This window comes from Aulosira sp. FACHB-615 (assembly GCF_014698045.1).
GTDB lineage: Bacteria > Cyanobacteriota > Cyanobacteriia > Cyanobacteriales > Nostocaceae > Nostoc_B.
In genome coordinates this window covers 289,221-305,491 of the sequence record NZ_JACJSE010000004.1, presented here as the reverse complement: position 1 = coordinate 305,491, position 16,271 = coordinate 289,221, and the positions used below count along the sequence as shown (strand labels likewise).

At 39.0% G+C, this 16,271-nt stretch carries 14 protein-coding genes; 8 read left to right on the top strand and 6 right to left on the bottom strand.

The window, feature by feature from the left end:
• Positions 1-70: 70 nt before the first annotated feature.
• The 5 genes from hsdR (at position 71) to H6G77_RS08515 (ending at position 7,207) form a co-directional block, all read left to right on the top strand.
• Positions 71-2,401 (top strand): EcoAI/FtnUII family type I restriction enzme subunit R, encoded by a 2,331-nt coding sequence (hsdR, locus tag H6G77_RS08535; RefSeq protein WP_190871331.1) that lies wholly within the window; start codon positions 71-73, stop codon positions 2,399-2,401.
• Between the two features lie 120 nt (positions 2,402-2,521).
• Positions 2,522-3,154 carry a hypothetical protein gene (locus tag H6G77_RS08530; RefSeq protein ID WP_190871330.1) on the top strand — a complete coding sequence of 211 codons (633 nt, stop codon included), beginning with the start codon at positions 2,522-2,524 and terminating at the stop codon, positions 3,152-3,154.
• A gap of 34 nt (positions 3,155-3,188) precedes the next feature.
• Positions 3,189-4,631 (top strand): class I SAM-dependent DNA methyltransferase, encoded by a 1,443-nt coding sequence (locus tag H6G77_RS08525; protein WP_190871329.1) that lies wholly within the window; start codon positions 3,189-3,191, stop codon positions 4,629-4,631.
• On the top strand, positions 4,621-6,267 hold the full coding sequence (locus H6G77_RS08520; RefSeq protein ID WP_190871328.1) for a restriction endonuclease subunit S: 1,647 nt from the start codon (positions 4,621-4,623) through the stop codon (positions 6,265-6,267). Before H6G77_RS08525 ends, H6G77_RS08520 begins: the two co-directional genes overlap by 11 nt.
• A 268-nt stretch (positions 6,268-6,535) precedes the next feature.
• Complete coding sequence (locus H6G77_RS08515; protein ID WP_190871327.1) at positions 6,536-7,207, top strand: hypothetical protein; 672 nt, start codon at positions 6,536-6,538, stop codon at positions 7,205-7,207.
• Positions 7,208-7,386: 179 nt separating this feature from the next.
• Here the strand turns inward: H6G77_RS08515 and H6G77_RS08510 are convergent, their stop codons facing one another.
• The 5 genes from H6G77_RS08510 to H6G77_RS08490 all read right to left on the bottom strand — a co-directional run bounded on the left by H6G77_RS08510 (position 7,387) and on the right by H6G77_RS08490 (position 12,885).
• Positions 7,387-7,887 carry a TniQ family protein gene (locus H6G77_RS08510; protein ID WP_190871326.1) on the bottom strand — a complete coding sequence of 167 codons (501 nt, stop codon included), beginning with the start codon at positions 7,885-7,887 and terminating at the stop codon, positions 7,387-7,389.
• Positions 7,887-8,717, bottom strand: a complete 831-nt coding sequence (locus H6G77_RS08505; RefSeq protein ID WP_190871325.1) for a TniB family NTP-binding protein — start codon at positions 8,715-8,717, stop codon at positions 7,887-7,889. Before H6G77_RS08505 ends, H6G77_RS08510 begins: the two co-directional genes overlap by 1 nt.
• Positions 8,718-8,720: 3 nt before the next feature.
• On the bottom strand, positions 8,721-10,475 hold the full coding sequence (locus tag H6G77_RS08500) for a Mu transposase C-terminal domain-containing protein (protein WP_242049165.1): 1,755 nt from the start codon (positions 10,473-10,475) through the stop codon (positions 8,721-8,723).
• A gap of 804 nt (positions 10,476-11,279) precedes the next feature.
• Complete coding sequence (locus H6G77_RS08495) at positions 11,280-12,134, bottom strand: amino acid ABC transporter substrate-binding protein (RefSeq protein WP_190590419.1); 855 nt, start codon at positions 12,132-12,134, stop codon at positions 11,280-11,282.
• 325 nt (positions 12,135-12,459) lie between these two features.
• Positions 12,460-12,885: a BON domain-containing protein gene (locus tag H6G77_RS08490; RefSeq protein ID WP_190590405.1), complete on the bottom strand. Its 426-nt coding sequence runs from the start codon at positions 12,883-12,885 to the stop codon at positions 12,460-12,462.
• Positions 12,886-13,313: 428 nt separating this feature from the next.
• Here H6G77_RS08490 and H6G77_RS08485 point away from each other — a divergent pair, with 428 nt between their 5' ends.
• Positions 13,314-13,658 carry a DUF760 domain-containing protein gene (locus H6G77_RS08485; RefSeq protein WP_190590404.1) on the top strand — a complete coding sequence of 115 codons (345 nt, stop codon included), beginning with the start codon at positions 13,314-13,316 and terminating at the stop codon, positions 13,656-13,658.
• Between the two features lie 175 nt (positions 13,659-13,833).
• Here the strand turns inward: H6G77_RS08485 and H6G77_RS08480 are convergent, their stop codons facing one another.
• Positions 13,834-14,328 carry a pentapeptide repeat-containing protein gene (locus H6G77_RS08480; RefSeq protein ID WP_190669206.1) on the bottom strand — a complete coding sequence of 165 codons (495 nt, stop codon included), beginning with the start codon at positions 14,326-14,328 and terminating at the stop codon, positions 13,834-13,836.
• Between the two features lie 151 nt (positions 14,329-14,479).
• Between H6G77_RS08480 and gcvT the strand changes: the two genes are divergently transcribed.
• Both gcvT and gcvH read left to right on the top strand, forming a co-directional pair.
• Positions 14,480-15,595: a glycine cleavage system aminomethyltransferase GcvT gene (gene gcvT / locus H6G77_RS08475; RefSeq protein WP_190871324.1), complete on the top strand. Its 1,116-nt coding sequence runs from the start codon at positions 14,480-14,482 to the stop codon at positions 15,593-15,595.
• Between the two features lie 149 nt (positions 15,596-15,744).
• On the top strand, positions 15,745-16,134 hold the full coding sequence (gene gcvH / locus H6G77_RS08470) for a glycine cleavage system protein GcvH (protein WP_190590401.1): 390 nt from the start codon (positions 15,745-15,747) through the stop codon (positions 16,132-16,134).
• Positions 16,135-16,271: the final 137 nt, after the last annotated feature.

The window sequence follows — 16,271 nt, the reverse complement described above, 5'->3', positions numbered from 1 at the left end:
CTTAACAGCAAGCAAGAATTAAGTCTAGAATTATACTGCGCCTCCTCTAAACCGAAAGCCGAACTTCTTTATGTCAGAAGCGATAGACAAGAAATCTTTGAGTGAACGTGATATCTGTACAAAGTACATTACACCTGCTTTAGTTAATCGCGGTTGGAATATCAACACTCAGATTCGAGAGGAAGTGACGCTGACAAAGGGTAGGGTGATTGTGAGGGGTAAGCTTGCTAGTCGAGGTGAGCAGAAACGCGCTGATTATGTGCTGTATCACAAACCAGGTGTACCACTGGCTGTGATTGAGGCTAAAGATAATAATCACTCTGTTAGCGCGGGAATGCAACAGGCGATCGCAACTGGTGAATTAATTGATGTACCATTCATCTTTAGCTCGAATGGCGACGCTTTTATGATGTGCGATCGCACGATTAGCGAAGGACAGCGAGAACGGGAAATTCCCCTTCATCAGTTTCCGACACCGCAGGAACTTTGGCAAAAATACTGTGATTGGAAGGGGATTAACTCGGACATTCAGCCAATTGTTTCACAAGATTACTACCCCAGTCCTGATAAAAAACAGCCACGCTATTATCAACAGATTGCCATTAATCGCACAATTGAAGCGATCGCTAAAGGAGAAAACCGCATTTTGTTAGTTATGGCAACGGGTACGGGTAAGACTTTTACAGCTTTTCAGATTATCTGGCGGTTGTGGAAGTCAGGGGCGAAAAAGCGTATCCTGTTCTTGGCAGACCGCAACATTTTGGTTGATCAAACTAGAGTCAATGACTTTAAACCCTTTGGCTCAAAAATGACCAAAATTAAGCAGCGACAGATAGATACATCTTACGAGATTTATCTATGTCTGTATCAGGCGGTAACGGGAAATGAAGAGGCGAAAAACATTTATCGGCAGTTTTCACCAGGTTTTTTTGACTTAATTATTATAGATGAGTGCCATCGGGGAAGCGCATCTGAGGATTCTGCATGGCGAGATATTTTGGCATATTTTAGCAGTGCAACGCAGATTGGTTTGACTGCTACCCCAAGGGAAACAGAAGAAGTTTCTAATAGTCTTTATTTTGGCGATTCAATTTTTACCTATTCGCTCAAACAAGGGATTGAAGATGGCTTTTTAGCTCCCTATAAAGTTATTCGCATTGACTTTGATACAGATTTGAGTGGCTGGAAACCGAAGCCAGGACAAAGAGATAAATATGGTAAAGAAATTCCTGACCAAATATTTAATCAGCGAGATTTTGATAGAACTCTGGTTTTAGAGAAGCGTACCGAGTTAGTCGCCCGGATTATTTCTGATTATCTCAAATCAAGCGATCGCTTTGCCAAAACTATCGTTTTTTGTGAGACGACGGAACACGCAGAACGGATGCGGGTGGCGTTGGTGAATGAAAATACTGATTTGGTAGCAGAGAATAGCCGCTACATTATGCGAATTACTGGGGATGATGCTCAGGGTAAGGCAGAATTAGATAATTTCATCGACCCCGAAAGTAAATATCCCACGATTGTTACTACCTCTGAGTTGCTGACGACAGGTGTCGATGCTAAGACTTGCAAGTTGATTGTTTTAGATCAGCGCATTCTGTCTATGACTAAATTTAAGCAAATTGTTGGTCGCGGTACGCGCATTGATGAAGACTATGGCAAAATGTTCTTCACCATTATCGATTTTAAGAAAGCAACACAGTTATTTGCTGACCCTGAGTTTGATGGTGAACCTGTACAAATTTATCAGCCCAAACCAGTTGATCCAATTGTTCCGCCCGATAATGGAGACGATGAGGTAGTCATTGATGGTGAGATTACCCGCAAGCAAAAGCGGGAGAAGTATGTAATTGCAGACGAAGAGGTGTCTGTTGCTTTTATTCGTGAGCAGTACCACGGTAAGGACGGTAAGCTGATTACGGAATCGATTAAGGACTATACTCGCAAAACAGTTAGTCAGGAGTACGCCTCGTTAGATGCTTTCTTGAAGAAATGGCACTCTAGCGAGCAGAAGCAGGCTATTATCCAAGAGTTACAAGAACTGGGTGTGCCTTTGGAAGCGTTAGAGAAAGAAATTGGTAAGGATTTTGACCCGTTAGATTTAATTTGTCATGTTGTCTTTGACCAACCGCCACTAACACGCAGAGAAAGAGCGAACAATGTCCGCAAGCGTGATTACTTTAGCAACTATGGCGAACAAGCCAGAACAGTTCTCAATGCTTTGCTGGATAAGTATGCTGATGAGGGGATTGAAGATATTGAAAGTTTGGATGTGTTGAAAGTAAAACCCATCAGCGATTTAGGCACTCCGTTAGAGATAATTAAAATTTTTGGTGGTAAGCAAGCTTATTTACAAGCTTTGTCGGTTCTCAAAGAAGAATTATATCGAGTATCTTAATACTCCTAAATATTATTTGAAATAGTAGCAATAATATTTAAATTATAGGGCTAAATAAAGGATATATGTTAATATATCTTCTTGCTAAGTTTAATCGTGTTTCTAGGGAAGGTAAATTTTATGAATCAATATTTGATTGATACAAAATATGCAACAAGCAATATTATTGATTTAATTATTCACGATGAAAAAGAGCTTGAAAAAGCAGAGGAAAGAAAACGCCGAATTGATGAGGAATTAAAGCTTTCTTATGAAAGATTTTATGCGGGAGATATGTCAGATGATCTCAGCCCAACGCAAGTTCAATATGAATACGTTCAATTGATGAAACACGCAGAGCGATTAAATGAGCAAGAAAAACAATTAATTGCTGAAATGGAACGGTTGAAAAATGAAATAGATGCTAAATCATTTGCTGTATCATCTCTTTGCGGTGCGTTACTCCAGATATCTAAACAAGGTATTTCAATTGTACATAGAGGATTAGGAAGTTGTCCTAATGGTAGGGCTATCGGTAATGAGGTTTTGAAAAATATAATTTGGCAAGGACGTAATCAATCAATGCACTATGAAGAGAATAACCCTAAACAAGCAGCTATAACTTGCTTTCAAAATTTAGAAGCTTCTTTTGGTAATGAATATTCATTAACCTTACACCCAAGTGAAAACTTTGCACAAAAAATAGTTATGCAAGTTCTTGGTTGGAATAACTATCAAGTGTACGAACAAGATATGATTTCTCTTCTAGGTTAATCGTGCCACTCGGCGATCGCACTCATTTATTATTATGTCAATCAGCACTACAATTAAGACTATTCAAGATATCATGCGGAAGGATGCGGGCGTTGATGGTGACGCGCAACGCATTAACCAGTTAGTTTGGATGATATTTCTCAAAGTTTTTGATGCCCGTGAAGAAGAATATGAACTGTTAGAAGATAATTATAAATCTCCGATTCCTGAAGGATTGCGTTGGCGTAACTGGGCAGCAGATGCAGAAGGTATCACTGGAGATGCTTTACTAGATTTTGTCGATAATGCTTTATTTAAAACTCTCAAAGAACTGAGAACTACGGCAACTGATGCCCGTGGGCGGATGATTGGTAAGGTATTTGAGGATGCCTACAACTATATGAAAAATGGTACTCTCATCCGTCAAGTAATTAATAAACTCAACGAAGTTGACTTTAATAAAAAAGAGCAGAAAAAACAGTTCAGCGAAATTTACGAGAAGATTCTCAAAGATTTGCAGAGTGCAGGCAATGCGGGAGAATATTATACTCCCCGTGCGGTGACAAAGTTTATTGTAGATAGAATCAAACCGCAATTAGGCGAAATTGTCCTTGACCCTGCTTGCGGTACAGGAGGCTTTTTAACAGCAGCAATTGATTACATTCGCCAAAATTTTCAAAGTGCTGATGTCCCAGAAATTCTGCAACGGACGATTCGCGGTACTGAGAAAAAGCCGTTACCTTTTAACCTTTGTGTAACGAATCTGATTTTACATGGTATTGATGTGCCATCAGCAGAACATGATAATACTTTGGCACGACCATTACGCGATTACAGTCCTCACGAACGAGTGGATGTAATTATCACAAATCCACCTTTTGGTGGGATGGAAGAAGATGGAATTGAGGACAATTTTCCCGCTACTTTCCGCACACGAGAAACGGCAGATTTATTTCTGGTGCTGATTGCTCATTTACTCAAAGAAGGCGGTAGAGGCGCAATAGTTCTGCCAGATGGTACGCTGTTTGGCGAAGGTGTGAAGACGCGGATTAAAGAAAAACTGCTGCAAGATTGCAATCTGCATACAATTGTTCGCTTACCAAATGGTGTATTTAATCCCTACACAGGTATTAAAACTAATCTGCTATTTTTCACCAAAGGCGAACCAACAGAAACGATTTGGTATTATGAACACCCTTATCCAGCAGGATATAAATCATACTCGAAAACTAAGCCGATTCGCTTTGAGGAGTTTGCACCGGAGCAAGAATGGTGGGATAACCGCGAGGAGAATGAATTTGCTTGGCAGGTTTCAATTGCAGATTTAAAAGCGAATAATTACAACCTAGATATTAAAAATCCTCACAAAGTTGATGTAGAACACGCTGATTTAGATGAGATGTTAGCAGAGCATCAAAAACTCATGGCAGAGTTGAGTGATGTGCGGAGTAAGTTGAAATTTGAATTAATGGAAGCGTTGGAACGAGATGAAGCTTGAAACTTTTTTTGAAAATTTTGAATTGTTGACTGATGCGCCAAAGGCAGTTTCAACCTTACAGAAAATAATTTTGCAGTTAGCTGTAATGGGTAAGCTTGTTCCTAACAATACTAATGATAGTCAAGTACCCTTGAAATTGGAAGAATTTGTAGATAAAAAAAATCGTAATAAAAATATTGCTCAATTAAAAAATGATGAATACCCGTTTTATGTACATATAAATTGGCAATGGCAAAGATTAAATAATTTAGGAAAGACACAAACAGGAACAACACCAGCAACCAGTAATCCTGATTTTTATGGGAATGATTATTCTTTTATAAAACCAGCAGATATATCTTTTAGTGATATCAGATATAACGTAGAAGGTCTATCGGAAGAAGGTGTTAAGAATGGCAGGCTTGTACCAAAAAATTCAGTTTTAATGGTTTCTATCGGTGGTTCTATTGGCAAAGTTGGTTTGGTAGATAGAGATTGCTCCTGTAATCAACAAATCAATTACATAACTTTAAAAGAACAAATTTTACCAAAGCTTATATATTACTTTTTAAAATCTCCTTATTTTCAACAGCAAGTTTTGTTACTAGCTCCTACTACAACGATGCCAATTCTGAGTAAAGGCAAATGGGATACTATTCCTATCCCAGTTCCACCACTTGCAGAACAAAAACGCATTGTAGAGAAGTGCGATCGCCTGCTTTCCATCTGTGACGAAATCGAAAAACGCCAGCAGCAAAGGCAAGATAGCATTTTGAGGATGAATGAGAGTGCGATCGCTCAACTCCTTTCATCCCAAAATCCCGATGATTTCTGCCAACACTGGCAGCGTATTTGCAACAATTTTGACCTACTCTACAGCGTTCCTGAAACAATTCCTAAACTGCGTCAGGCGATTTTGCAATTGGCTGTGCAGGGTAAACTAGTGCGTCAAGATCCAAATGATGAGCCAGCACAAGAATTACTCAATAAAATCAAAAGTGATCAAGATAAATCATTACCTTCAATTAGCTCTGAAGAAATTCCGTTTGATTTACCTCATGGATGGATTTTTGCAAGGCTTGGCAATCTTATAGAACCTTCTAGAGATATTACTTACGGAATTATCAAACTAGGTTTAGAGCCAACAGAAGACGGAGTAAAAACTTTAAGATGTAGCGATATTCTTTATCGAAGGATCAATAATTCAAATATAAGGAGTGTAACTAGAGATTTATCAGAGCAATATAGTAGGACGATTATACAAGGTGGCGAACTTTTAATGAATATTCGAGGAACTTTAGGAGGATGCGCTATAGCTACAGAGGAATACAAAGGATGCAATATTGCAAGAGAAGTTGCAATGATTCCTATTAGCCATCATATTTCCAACTTATATATACTTGATGTCATTTCATCCCCCTTTATTCAGATAAAGACTATGCAGAATTTAAGAGGAATTGCATACAAGGGATTAAACCTCAATCTTCTCAGAATGTTTGTAATTCCTCTCCCACCGCTTGCAGAACAAAAACGTATTGTAGAGAAGTGCGATCGCCTGATGTCTCTTTGCGATACCCTAGAAGCCAAATTAAAACAAGGACGAGATAGCAGCGAGAAACTGATGGAAGTTGCAGCAAAGCAGGTGTTAACAGCCTGATAGCTTCCTAGCGTTTCGCATTCAATCAGCTTGCAGGCGATCCCCAATTACTATTAACTCACATCTTGCACCAAGAAAAATTGATGTAATTTTATTACTCAGTAAAAAAGCGAAAGCCTTGATTTAACGACAAAAACCTATAAAAGTGAAGTATCTTTATCGCGCATCTTTTTACTTAACCTGGGGTTGTACGGAGAGGTGCAAGATATGAGTTAACCCAAAATCTGGATGTTAAAATAAACTTTGATATTTTAACATTCAATAAATTATGTCTGAGTCAACGCCAAATTTTTTGCCGTCTATTTTAGCTACAATTTTAGTAATTGTATGGTTTATACACAAAGGATTATTAATTGGATTTGATAAAAAATATAAAAGGTTAATTCATAAAGTTACTATTTGGTTAAATAAAAGACCTATTATTTTACCTACTATTTTGGTGTTAATTTCTCCTTTTTTATTTACTTATTTAGCTCTACCTCAATTCGAGTTAACAGGGTTGTTTAAACAAATATTTTCAATCTTTACATTTATAATAGGTGTAATGGTTACTCGTTTAAAAGAGGAAAAAATATCAAAAGAAAGCAAACGGAATGCAATGGTCAATGCAGTCAATGAACATCATGAAAATATCAAAATTTTAAAATATAATTTAAAAATAATAAGAAATAATAGTAAAAAACCTTTAAAACTAATTAAAACCGAGTCTCTCAATTTGATCAGTGATAATATCCCTCTAGAAAATGTTCAAAAATTTGCAGCTAAAAAACGTGCAATTCAACAATTTATGGATGAGCTTGATAATTTTAATATTTTAATAAAATCAGGAAATTCACCAAAAGGATTAGATGTAAGAAAATCATTATTACCAGAGATATCAAATTTATTAGCTCAATTACCAAACTTATTATTACCGCTATTAGTTACAATGGCGGAATGAAGATATTTGTAAAATTAAGATATTTAGTTAAATTCAGTAGTATTCAAATGGCAGTTTTATCTATAGCATCTCTACGCTAACTATCACTGTAGACGGGTACTCCCTACCATTACACAAATTTTTTGGATAACCGAAAAAATTCGGAGAACTGGTTAATTTGATTCTTTTTTCTAATATGATTAGCTCTTCTGTTGCTTTGCCATTTCTGCAAATGGCATCCTACATCTATGACAGCACCCATCCTCCCACAACGCAGGCATTTTGAAAGGTGCTTGACAATTGGGACACTTCGCTAAAATTTTGAGTTGATGGCGATCGCACTTCCACACTGATTTATATTGCCACTCAATCCGGTGACAAGGTGCTTCGGCATAGCAAGCCCCACACAGGCGGATTGGCTCATGCTGCATACCCACTCCCAAAGGTGGAAGCATTTGAGCTAACCTGTCTGCATCTACTTCTACTACAGATGCGATCGCCTCTAACTCTTTTTGACTGGGACGAGGGTTAAAATGAAACCTTTCCCACCGTGCTACTACTGCACCAATACCTGCCAAATTGCCCAACCCAGCAGGAGATAAATGGTTAGCACGTCTAAATCGACCTAGAAAATGGCTCAAGCTTTCCCCTTCATAGGGTTGGATAATAAAAAGCCAGGGTTTAACATCTGGTGCTGCCATCACTTATACTCCTGTGTCACTTCCTGTAAAACAGCCTTGTCAATTTTCTTTAATCCCCTTGATAAAGCACGAATTGCTGCTTCCCTAAGAATTTCATCTAGCCGACCAATGTAACCTTCGGTTGCCGAAGTTAAAATCTGCTGCATATCCTTGCTAATGAGATTAGAAGGCAATGGTAACTTTAAAACTTTATCTTCCCAAGTTTGTACAGTATCTTGGAACTCCTTCCCTGACAACTTCCCAAAACGATGACAAGCCCGAAAGCGGTTATAAACTTGTTCATCTCGCTTAATAACTGCCTCTAATCGATCAGTTCCTACTAAAACAATAGCAATCCCCAACTTGTCATAAATATCACGCACCTCAGCAAACGTCTCAGGCTTGAGGCGATCAGCTTCATCAACAATGATCATTTCTACGCCACAGCCCTTTAATACCTCCATTGTTCTGCCACGAAAATCTGATACTGTTCCCTTAGTTGCTTTAAATTTTAGATACTCAATAATTTCTTGAAACAAATCCTTAGCACCGCATTTTTGGGGCGGCTGAATATAAACCACAGGGACAATTGGTGGTCGTCCCACCTCCGCCTGTACTTTTTGTCTGTATCTGTAGGCATCACAAGCAACTGTCTTACCCGTGCGTGATTCCCCAACTACTCGGCAGGATTGCCGTGCCTTACGTTTTCCATCTAACCAATCATGCAAAGACCTTACTTGCTGTAATGGAACAATGCTTTTGCCCTTGAGACGAGCAATTTCAGCTTGCAACCACTCATCATCTGGTTTGACCCCACCCAATTGCTTGGCGATCGCTTGTGCATCTGTCATTGTTTAAAATCCGTATTCTTCACGCAATTGTTCGTAGTCCCACACCTCTAGTTCTGGAGATGAAGATTGAACCTGAGTAGTAGATTCCACTTCTTCTGCTTCCATAACTGGAGATGGTAAGGACTCAGTTTTACTTTCATTAACCGCAGTAGAACGCAAGATTTCCTGCTCCAATTTTTGGCGTTCCTTGCGACTTTTCTTGTTTGCTACCAAAGCATCACGCTCAAGGACTTCTTGCAATAAGGCTTGGTTGCTAACAGTTTTACCTGCATTACGCAGTCTACGACTAGCAGCAAGGGCTTCATCTAGTGAAAGTTGCTCAGTCTCCAAACCTTGAGCATGAGCGCGAGTCAGAAAAACTTCTTGGCTTTTCTCCTGGCGATAAACCAGCACCGTTGTAATATCTCTGGGGTCATATCTTAAATTGACCGTTTCCCCAGCATATCCTGCTAGATACTCCCCTCGATACATCACATTTTGAAACTGTAAGCATCCACCTCTTTGTACTGTGCGTCGTGACTGCTTCATTAGGCAAATATCTAAATCACGTTCTTCGATTGGCACTGGTACTGTAGGTAATCCCGCTTCCCAACGCCCAAAGCGAGTTTGATCGCCCATTCGCGCATCAATACTTTGGTTGTAGCGGTCAACAATGAAGCGAACAAGTAACTGTTCTAGTTCTCTGAGAGTGAGTCTTGCGTCCTTCTCCGCATCTTCTGGGCGTTCCTGTACATTAGATCCGGTATACCCTGGAAGCGTTGAAAATAGTTGGTCATTCAATGTCTTAAAAGGACGCTCAACAATACCACCTTCACTGGGGCGATCGCGTAAATGACAAACAAACCCCAATTGCGCCCCAATCTGGCTTAAGTGGTTTGAACGAAAATCTTTACCTCCATCAGTATAAAAATGTTCTGGCTTACCGTAAGTTCCCCATTCACAGTGCAGCTTATACTCTGAACCGTACCTTTTTGGCAAAATTGCATGGCGTAATGCTAAAGCTACTACCACTGAACTAGGCGCATCAAAACCCAAATTGATACCCATAATGCAACGAGAGTAGGTGTCAATTACTGTTGTTAGCCAGGGACGACCTAGAAGTTCACCATGCTGATCTACTAACAAAACATCTACACGGGTATGGTCACATTGCCAGACATGGTTGCTGTAGTCAACAGATAAATCTTGCCCTTCACGGGTTTTAACTGAAAGTGTTGTTCCCCTCCAACCAGGGCTGCGGATACTCTTAGTTTTTTCTTTCTGTTCCAGAATAGGAGCTAACACCCTTAAAACTGTCCTGTAATTAGGCGGTTTTGAGTCGCCTAGTTCTCGTGCTTTAGCTTGAACTCTCAGGTCAACTTGTTTGGGAGTCATGCGTTTACTACCCTTGTTACCTTCCTTGTAAGTTGTAATGATGAAGTTTTCCCAAAACTCACCAATTCGATGTTTTCCTTTATCAGCCCTACCTGTCTGAGTGAATGCGACTAAGCCATCCTCTTCCCATTTTTTTACTAAACGCTGCACCGTTCGCACTGTCACACCCAGTTTTTCCGCAGCCTCCTTCAGCTTCTGCCCATAAGTTGTGCGATCGCATGGTTCCAGCAAACTTTGGATTACCTCTAACTTCAGTTGGGCTTCTTCTGAGAGTTCTGTAACAATCACATTAGTTTCAGGAGATGTGTTGCTCTCTTGTGATAAAACGTCCGCAGCATTTACAGATGTATGAACAGTCAAATCAGACATAACATTTCTGTTCATGAATTAATAGCAGATTATAAATACATAATGTTATTCTAACTGTTGGGAAAACGACAGTCAATTTGTCACCATGAAAATATACAAAACCTTTTTTCTAATTTCCGAAGCGACAGTTAATTTGTCATAATTACGGAAAGCGACATTTATTTAGTCACTGCTGAGAAATAATGTAATATCTAATGAATAGCTAAAACTCTTGCTGTACAAGCATTTAATAAATGACACTAATTTGTCACGACGACATTTAATTAGTCACTGTACAGCAAAGAATAATCCAAAACTCTTAGTTTTACGTTTATTATCAACAAGGGTGTTTAAATGATTTTGTTTAGCATTCATAAGTGAGTTATACCATTTTAGATTTTAGATTTTGGATTGGGTAAGGGTTGATCGGTAAGCTTTTGAGCCATCCATCTGTCGCAATCATTTTTTAATTTGGTGTTAGTATTTTTCTCTCCCTGTAATAAAAAGAGGGATCAAAACGGAGTCCAATTATACCCTGATTACTGCTTAGTTTATCTCTGCAATGACAAAGTAAGTGATGGTTGGTATCGCTTTGGCGTGAAGGACATATAGTGGAGTAATATCAATGTACCATTCTGCACGTTGGTACAAGTGCAGGACAGGACTTACGCACAAAAATTATCCGTGGAGATTGGGTGTCAGGGTGAAAGGGTTTGGGGTGTCTTTATTTAAAATCCTTACACCCCAAACCCTTGATTTTTCGTTTTGATGCGTAAATTATACAGGAGAAGAAATTGGGAATTTGAACTTAATCTTCCGTGACCAATTGACCCAACTTAATTACAGTTCTCTCTTCGGAATTTCCTCACGAAACTCAATCACCAATTGCATCGTTTCCACAGTTAAATCGCGCAAATCTCGATTCAGAAAAACCGCGCCTTGCGGCCCAAACCAACGGTCAAAAATAGCCACATATTTACTATCGCCGTTGACAAAACCTTGCATAAACTTCACCAGAGAATAATTTACAGCATCGAGAAACTTAGAATTATCCTCTGGAACCATGCAAGCGATACCTTCTCGTGAAAAAGGTCGATCAGGTGCGATCGCAAAATTATCAGGATTCTTTGCCTTTTGCAACCATCCTTCCAACAAAATACTATCAGACGCAAAAGCATCAATTTTGCCTTCTTCTAACGCTGTATAACCTTCCGCACGAGTTTTCAAATAAACCAACTTAGCTTGGGGTTGTACCTGTTTAATTGCTAATTCATTTGTAGTTTGTGCTAACACCCCAATTCTTTTCCCAATTAACGATTCTGGCGAACCAATATCACTACCTGATTTCACTAATAATTGCGTCCCCGTCACACCATAACTCACCGAGAAATCAACCTTTTTATCTCGTTCCCAAGTAAAACTACTAGCATCACAAACAATATCAACTTCCCGGTTAACTATTTTTGGAATTCTCTGTGCAGGAGTCAAACCGACTAATTTTAATTGAATTTTTTTGCCTAATTGTTTTTCTAATTGTTGTTTGATGACATTTAACATATCTACCGAATAACCAGTTAATTTACCTTGGTCATCGGTGTATGCAAAAGGCAGTGCATCTTTACTAGTACCAGCAGTCAGTACCCCTGTACGTGCAACTTTTTGCATCACAGTCTCAGCTAAAGCAGCATTAGGCATAATTACTGCTAAAGCCAGACTAATCACAGGAATAGTTACTCTAGTATATTTAGTGATTTTGAAGAATCCAGATAAGCAATTTAAATCAAAACTTCTATGCACAGCACCCTCACAAAAAATCAGTTGTGATGGATAAAATACAGTAATTATCCCTGTCAAATGCAAATTAGTTGAATCTGGTAATGATTCTTTACCAGGACTTACTCAAAACGCTCAATTCTCCTACTAAATATAATTAGCCTGCGTGGTGCGCCAATCGCAATAGGCAGGCTTTGTTTGTATAGCCCCAGACTTCCAGTCTGAGGGGTTTACATACAGGCTAAAGTTAAATCTTATTAGGTATTAGCACTTTCGCTTCTACTTTGACACTCTTCACACCTTTGACTTCCTTAACTAATTTTTCAGCTTTTTTTAACTCTGCATTCGATGTCGCCGTCCCTTTAATTACGATATTCCCCGCTTTAGCTTCTACCTCTAATTTATTATTTGGTAACTCGGCTTTCAGCTTTTTAACAACTTCACTTTTTAATGCACCCTCAGATTTTGTAGTTACAGGAGTATTTTTAGTTACTGCTGTTTTCTCAGTTGTATCTTTAGGTGTTTTATCTGTAGTTTGAGAAGCGGGTTTTGCTGATGCTTGGGAAGTTGGGTTATTAGTAGAACTTCTAGCAGCATCTTGATGATTTTCTTGACAACCAACAGCACCAACTAACAAAATGCTACTGATGATCAATGGCAATAATTTTTTCATATCTGTCTCCAAATTGAATACTTGCAACGGTCAATAGAGATAGATGCGATTCTGAAGAGAAAACTTAACAACAATCTAATAGGCTATAGCAAGTTGCCAGCTATTAAGCAATATAGATGCCTAAGATATTTTTTCGACTGGTATCCTAAGCAATTTGATAAGGGTTTTATGATGTTATCAAATTAATTAGATATTTGCCTATATTTTGTCAAAAATTTATATTTTTATAGAATAAATCACTAGTTATTTTTGATACATATATATAGAAAATAATATTTTTATTCCTACATAGAACCTACTTCTTTCTAGCCAAGCAAGATTTATCAGAAGTAGAATAAACCAGATATGAGATGTTCGGTTACTTTGAATCTATATATTGCAAAAATCTGATAAATTCAAGATATCGCCGCAACAAAATAAATCATCCTATGAGTAATCTTTCTCCTCACCAGCCAGACAACTTTATGCCGGAAGATATTAAAAATAATCAGTTTTGGCAATATCTACAATCTCTCAATCGAGATACAGTTGTCCAACTATCTAAACCAGATTCCCCAGAAGTATTACACTTAATTCAACAGACAATTGTGGCAATCTTAGGCAATTTGCCCCATGACAGATTTAATACTATGATTACTACTAACCGCGAAGAATTAGGCAGATTACTAGGTTCAGCTATGGTAGATGGCTATTTTTTACGTAACGCCGAACAAAGACTGCAAATAGAAAAAACTTTTCATTTAGCAGATGAACAATCTACAAATCCTGAGTAATTGTTCTGCTGATTAATATAGTAATCCTAAACCCTTCGTGAACCAAAATATCCCCGACTTTTTCAAGAAGTCGGGGATCTGAGCCTCTTGACTTTCACAAATCAAATATGACTGCTGTATTCAAAATTTCATCAATTAAAACCTTCCAAATATCTGGAGGGTTATTTTTATCAATTTACCTACAACCCAAAGACTCCCGTGTATCTACACCTGTTTTAGAATTGACACCACTAGCTTTAGCACAGAGTTTTTTCACCTGTGTCCCGTCTAACACGGCATTCGTAAAATCTGCACCTGTAATCTCAACATTATCAAAGGTCGATCGCAGCATCATCGCATCTGTCAAAATTGCATCAGTCAAATCAGCATTTTTGAACCTAGTCAAGTAAGCTATACCATTACTAAAATCTACACCATGCAGATTTACACCTTCTAGGATAGTGCCGTTAAACACACCGCCGCGTAAGTCAGCATTGCTAAAGTTAGCATTCTCCAAATCAACGTTGGTAAACTCACTACCCACTAAACTTTGACCAGAATAATCCTTTGCTATCACTTCATCCCCAGCCGAACGGGTAATACTCGAAGAACTAGCAGCCTCCGCCGATAAGGGGAATAACAATAAAGCCATTGCTAAAACAACACTCGCTAGTATGCGCCAATTTTTCATAACTTATTCTTAACAAAACTCAATACTCCTACAAATAACATTACTAGGTTAAAGTCTGAAGGGTGAAGTATGAAGTCGGAAATTTTATACTTCAGACTTCAGGCTTCATCCTTGACTTAGGATATATAGCAGTTGAAGAGCATAACTACCTGTGGCTAATCAAGAAAACATCGCCGCATCCTTGGCGCGAACTCCTTTATATCAACTGGGTGTAGAACTTAAAGCCCGCTTCACCAGCTTTGGTGGTTGGGAAATGCCTGTACAATACAGCAGTATTACCAGCGAACACGAAGCTGTGAGAAATGCTGCGGGGATGTTTGATATCTCCCACATGGGCAAATTCACCTTGGAAGGTAAAAAAGTCATTGACCAACTCCAGGGTTTAGTCCCTTCTGACTTGAGTCGCTTACAAGCGGGTCAAGCGCAATATACAGTATTGTTAAATCCCCAAGGGGGAATCATTGACGATATTATTGTTTATTATCAAAGTGAAGAAAAAGTAGCGATCGTTGTTAATGCAGCAACCACAGCCAAAGACAAAACCTGGCTATTGCAAAACCTCAACTTAGATGACATTCAATTTCAAGACCTCTCACCCGAAAAAGTCTTAATTGCCTTGCAAGGGCCACAAGCTGAGAAATATCTCCAGCCATTTGTAGAACAAGACCTACAACCAATTAAAGCCTTTGGTCATTTACAAGCAAATATACTCGGTCAACCAGCCTTTATCGCCCGTACAGGTTACACCGGCGAAGATGGCTTTGAAATTATGGTAGACCCAGAAGTAGGCATAGAATTATGGCGTAATTTCTACAATGCTGGTGTCGTTCCCGCAGGACTAGGTGCTAGAGATACCCTACGCCTCGAAGCCGCAATGGCACTTTATGGACAAGACATCGACGATAACATCACACCTCTAGAAGCAGGTTTAGGCTGGTTAGTTCACCTCGATACTAAAGGCGACTTTATTGGTCGGTCAGTCTTAGAACAGCAAAAAGCCAATGGAGTGCAACGCCGACTCGTAGGTTTACAAATGCAAGGACGTAACATCGCCCGTCACGGCTACCAAGTTTTATCCGCAGGTCAAGTTGTAGGAGAAGTTACCAGTGGGACGATATCTCCCACACTAGGTTATCCTGTTGCTTTAGCATATATTCCCAGCAAAATAGCAAAGGTTGGTCAACAGCTAGAAGTGGAAATTCGCGGTAAAGCCTACCCCGCAGTAGTAGTCAAACGCCCCTTTTATCGGTCAAAAACAAAAGGATAAAGTAACATCACATTTTTTACTTCATCCTTCGCTGCTTTTTAAGGAATAATGTGTTGTGAACTACTCAAGCTACAGTAAACCTGATTATTAAATATGACCAGCATTACTGTGAGAACAATAATTTTAGTGATAATTGGAGGGTAAGTGATATGTCTCAATATCCTGATGATTTAAAATACCAGGATAGCCATGAATACGTACGGCTAGATGGTGACATTGCTACCATTGGCATTACCGAATTTGCCGCCAGAGAATTAGGGGAAATTGTATTTGTAGAACTGCCAGAGATTGGTCAACTTTTTGCTAAGGGTGATGAATTAGGCACAATTGAATCAGTCAAAGCCGTTGGAGAAGTTTTTTCACCCGTAACCGGTACAGTGGTAGAAATTAACCCTGTTGTGGCTGATGATCCCGAACTACTGAACGATGACCCTTATGGCGAAGGTTGGTTACTGAAAATACGTGTTGATGACCCCAGTGAACTAGATGATGCCTTAACTGCCAGTCAGTACAGCGCACTGGTAGAAGGACAAGAGTAAAAAGTGTGAAGTATGAAGTGTGAAGTATGCAGACACCCTTTGGGTGGCTTATCGCAGAGTAATTTCAGCCTTCATCCTTCATCTTTTTTATTTACCGCCGACTTGTTAAAAGTATTTTTTATTGCAAAATATTAAAT